This window comes from Rhizobacter sp. P1_G5 (genome assembly GCF_056405435.1).
Genome location: NZ_JBFUCB010000572.1, coordinates 1 through 3,911, shown reverse-complemented (window position 1 = coordinate 3,911; position 3,911 = coordinate 1). Strand labels below are relative to the sequence as shown.

Genomic DNA, 3,911 nt, shown 5'->3' with positions numbered 1-3,911 from the left:
GACCTTGTCAGTGGCCTTGCTGGCACTGATCGTCTCGCTCGTGTTGGGTTCGTTGGTCGGCATCTTGCGCACGCTGCCGAACAAGGTGCTCGCCTACCTCGGTGAAACCTGGGTCGAGTTGTTCCGCAACGTTCCTCTTCTGGTCCAGCTTTTCATCTGGTACCACGTCATTCCGACGATGTTCCTGAGCCTGCGAGCCGTTCCAAGCTTCGTGCTGGTGGTGTTCGCGCTCGGATTCTTCACCTCTGCGCGCATTGCCGAGCAGGTGAAGGCTGGCATCAACGCGTTGCCGAAGGGGCAGCGCTATGCAGGCCTCGCGATGGGCCTCACGCTGCCGCAGACCTATCGATATGTGCTGCTGCCGATGGCGTTTCGCATCATCGTCCCACCACTGACCAGCGAGTCGATGAACATCATCAAGAACTCGTCGGTGGCGTTTGCCGTCAGCATCACCGAACTGACGATGTTTGCGATGCAGGCACAGGAAGAGACGTCGCGCGGGATTGAAATCTATCTCGCGGTGACGGGCCTGTACTTCGTGTCTGCCTTTTCCATCAACCGTCTGGCCTTGTTCCTGGAAAACAAGGTCCGGGTCCCCGGCATGATGGGGAGCGGGAAATGAACCTGAATCTCGACTATTCATTCCTGTCCTGGCAAGTCGCCTCCGCTTTTTTCACCAAGGGGCTGATCTTTTCGGTCCAGCTGACGCTGGTCGCGATGGTCGGTGGCATCGTGCTGGGCACGCTCATCGCGCTGATGCGGCTGTCGGGCAAGCAGTGGTTGGTGATGCCGGCGGCGTTCTACGTGAACACGCTGCGTTCGGTCCCGCTGGTGATGGTGATCCTGTGGTTCTTCCTGCTGATCCCGCTGTTGATCGGGCGCGCACTTGGCACCGAGCTGTCGGCCATCATCACCTTCACGGTGTTCGAGGCCGCCTACTACTCGGAGATCATGCGGGCTGGCATCCAGAGCGTGGCGCGCGGCCAGGTGTACGCCGGCTACGCGGTCGGCATGACCTACCGCCAGACCATGCAGCTGATCGTGCTGCCGCAGGCCTTCCGCAACATGCTGCCGGTGCTGCTGACGCAGACCATCATCCTGTTCCAGGACACCTCGCTGGTCTACGCGATCGGTGCCTACGACCTGCTGAAGGGCTTCGAGGTCGCCGGCAAGAACTTCAACCGCCCGGTCGAGACCTACCTCGCCGTCGCCGTCGTCTACTTCATCATCTGCTTCAGCCTGTCGATGCTCGTGCGTCGCCTGCAGAAGAAGATCGCCATCATCCGCTGAACCCGCAGGGGGACTTCCCATGATCAAGATCAACAACGTTTCCAAGTGGTACGGCAGCTTCCAGGTGCTGACCGACTGCACGACCAGCATCGAGAAGGGCGAGGTCGTCGTGGTGTGCGGCCCGTCGGGCTCGGGCAAGTCGACGCTGATCAAGACGGTCAACGCGCTGGAGCCGATCCAGAAGGGCGACATCGTCGTCGACGGCATCTCGATCTCCGACCCGAAGACCAACCTGCCGAAGCTGCGCAGCCGTGTCGGCATGGTGTTCCAGCACTTCGAGCTGTTCCCGCACCTCACCGTCACCGAGAACCTGACGCTCGCGCAGATCAAGGTGCTGAACCGCAAGCCCGAAGACGCCAAGGTGCGCGGCATGAAGATGCTCGACCGCGTGGGCCTGAGCGCGCACAAGGACAAGTTCCCGGGCCAGCTGTCGGGCGGCCAGCAGCAGCGCGTGGCGATCGCCCGCGCGCTCAGCATGGACCCGATCGTGATGCTGTTCGACGAACCCACCTCGGCGCTCGACCCCGAGATGGTCGGCGAGGTGCTGGACGTGATGGTGCAGCTGGCCAACGAAGGCATGACGATGATGTGCGTCACGCACGAGATGGGCTTCGCGAAGAAGGTCAGCAACCGCGTGATCTTCATGGACGCCGGCAAGATCGTCGAGGACTGCACCAAGGACAGCTTCTTCGGCAAGCCCGAGGAGCGCACCCCGCGCGCGAAGGATTTCCTCTCGAAGATCCTTCAGCACTGAGTCCGGGCTACAGGTCCTGGTGCAGGCAGAGGATGTTGCCTTCCGGGTCCTCGAACCAGGCCGCCTTCTCGGAGCCGAGCACGCAGACGTGGTCGGTGGTCTTCAGCCCGGGCAGGTCGTAGTCTGCGAACTGCACGCCGCGCCCCGACAGCTCGGCGACCGCCGTCCCGATCTCGTCGACGCGGAAGCTCAGCGCCGTGTGCTGCGCCTTCGTGCCTTCGGGTTTCGGGAACAGTGCGATCTCGGTGCCGCCGCAGCGGTAGACGAACTTGCCATCCGGCTTGCCGCCCAGCGCCTCCAGCCCCAGGACGGTCTCGTAGAACCGGCGTGCCCTGGCCATGTCCTTGACCGGCAGGATGCAGGTGGCGTGCGTGCTCGGGAACGGGGTGTTCATCGCGATCTCCTCGAGCGCCCTTGCAGGGAAGGGCGGCACGACCTAGTCTAGGCGCCGGCGCAGCAGGGCAATGAGAAAATCGCCCGATGACCGAATCCCTGACCCTCACCCGCCCCGACGACTGGCACCTGCACCTGCGCGACGGCGCCGCGCTCGCCGCGGTGCTGCCCGACACCGCGCGCCAGTTCGCGCGCGCGATCGTGATGCCCAACCTGCGCCCGCCGGTCACCACCGCCGCCCAGGCCGTCGCCTACCGCGAACGCATCCTCGCGGCGCTGCCCGAAGGGGCGGCCTTCGAGCCGCTGATGACGCTGTACCTCACCGACGTCCTGCCGCCCGACGAGATCAAGCGGGCCAAGGAGGCCGGCGTCGTCGCGCTCAAGCTCTACCCGGCCGGYGCCACCACCAACAGCGACGCCGGCGTGACCGACCTGCGCAAGACKTACAGGACGCTCGAAGCGATGCAGCGCGAAGGCCTGCTGCTGCTGGTGCACGGCGAGGTCACCGACCCGGCGGTCGACGTGTTCGACCGCGAGGCGGTCTTCATCGACACCGTGATGCAGCCGCTGCGCCGCGACTTTCCCGAACTGAAGGTGGTGTTCGAGCACATCACCACGCGCGAGGCGGCGCAGTACGTGGCGCAGGCCGATGCGCACACCGCCGCCACCGTCACCGCGCACCACCTGCTGTACAACCGCAACGCGATCTTCCAGGGCGGGCTGCGGCCGCACTATTACTGCCTGCCGGTGCTCAAGCGCGAAGTCCACCGCCAGGCGCTGGTGCAGGCCGCCACCTCGGGCAGCACGAAGTTCTTCCTCGGCACCGACAGCGCGCCGCATGCGTCGCAGATGAAAGAGCAGTCGGTGTGCGGCGCCGGCTGCTACACCGCGCTGTCGGCGCTGGAGCTGTATGCCGAGGCCTTCGAGGCCGCGGGGGCGCTCGACAAGCTGGAGGCGTTCGCCAGCTTCAACGGGCCGGCCTTCTACGGCCTGCCGCGCAACACGCAGCGCGTGACGCTGCGCCGCGAAAGCTGGACACTCCCTGAGTCCCTGCCGTTCGGCGAGGCCCGTCTGAAGCCGCTGCGCGGCGGCGAGACGCTGAACTGGAAACTGGAGACTGCATGACCCTGCTCGACAAGCCCGCCCGCATCGCCTTGCTGATCGATGCCGACAACTCGCCCGCCAGCAAGATCGACGTGATCCTGGCCGAGCTGGCCAAGGTGGGCGTCGCGAACATCCGGCGCGCCTATGGCAACTGGAAGAAGGACGGGCTGAAGGGCTGGGAGGCGGTGCTGCACGAGTACGCGATCCGCCCGGTGCAGCAGTTCGACTACAGCAAGGGCAAGAACGCCACCGACATGGGCATGGTCATCGAGGCGATGGACCTGCTCTACACCGACCAGCCCGATGCGTTCGGCATCGTCTCGTCCGACAGCGACTTCACGCCGCTCGTGATGCACCTGAAGGCCAAGGG

The 3,911-nt window shown here is 65.1% G+C and carries 6 protein-coding genes; 5 read left to right on the top strand and 1 reads right to left on the bottom strand.

Features of this window, described 5'->3' with window-relative positions:
• The 3 genes from AC1D12_RS27170 to AC1D12_RS27160 form a co-directional block, all read left to right on the top strand.
• The coding region (locus AC1D12_RS27170) for an amino acid ABC transporter permease (protein ID WP_477844138.1) at positions 1–622 on the top strand (622 nt) is incomplete at its 5' end.
• Positions 619–1,290: an amino acid ABC transporter permease gene (locus AC1D12_RS27165; RefSeq protein ID WP_477827953.1), complete on the top strand. Its 672-nt coding sequence runs from the start codon at positions 619–621 to the stop codon at positions 1,288–1,290. The genes AC1D12_RS27170 and AC1D12_RS27165, both read left to right, overlap by 4 nt.
• Before the next feature lie 19 nt (positions 1,291–1,309).
• Positions 1,310–2,044, top strand: coding sequence for an amino acid ABC transporter ATP-binding protein (locus tag AC1D12_RS27160; RefSeq protein ID WP_047500354.1), 735 nt, complete (start codon positions 1,310–1,312; stop codon positions 2,042–2,044).
• Between the two features lie 7 nt (positions 2,045–2,051).
• On the opposite strand, the gene AC1D12_RS27155 is transcribed toward AC1D12_RS27160, so the two are convergent.
• Complete coding sequence (locus AC1D12_RS27155; protein WP_047500357.1) at positions 2,052–2,438, bottom strand: VOC family protein; 387 nt, start codon at positions 2,436–2,438, stop codon at positions 2,052–2,054.
• Between the two features lie 86 nt (positions 2,439–2,524).
• Between AC1D12_RS27155 and pyrC the strand changes: the two genes are divergently transcribed.
• Together pyrC and AC1D12_RS27145 are read left to right on the top strand one after the other, a co-directional pair.
• Positions 2,525–3,562 carry a dihydroorotase gene (gene pyrC / locus AC1D12_RS27150; protein ID WP_477844136.1) on the top strand — a complete coding sequence of 346 codons (1,038 nt, stop codon included), beginning with the start codon at positions 2,525–2,527 and terminating at the stop codon, positions 3,560–3,562.
• Positions 3,559–3,911 (top strand): NYN domain-containing protein (locus AC1D12_RS27145; protein ID WP_477844134.1); only part of this gene is annotated, 353 nt, incomplete at its 3' end. The genes pyrC and AC1D12_RS27145, both read left to right, overlap by 4 nt.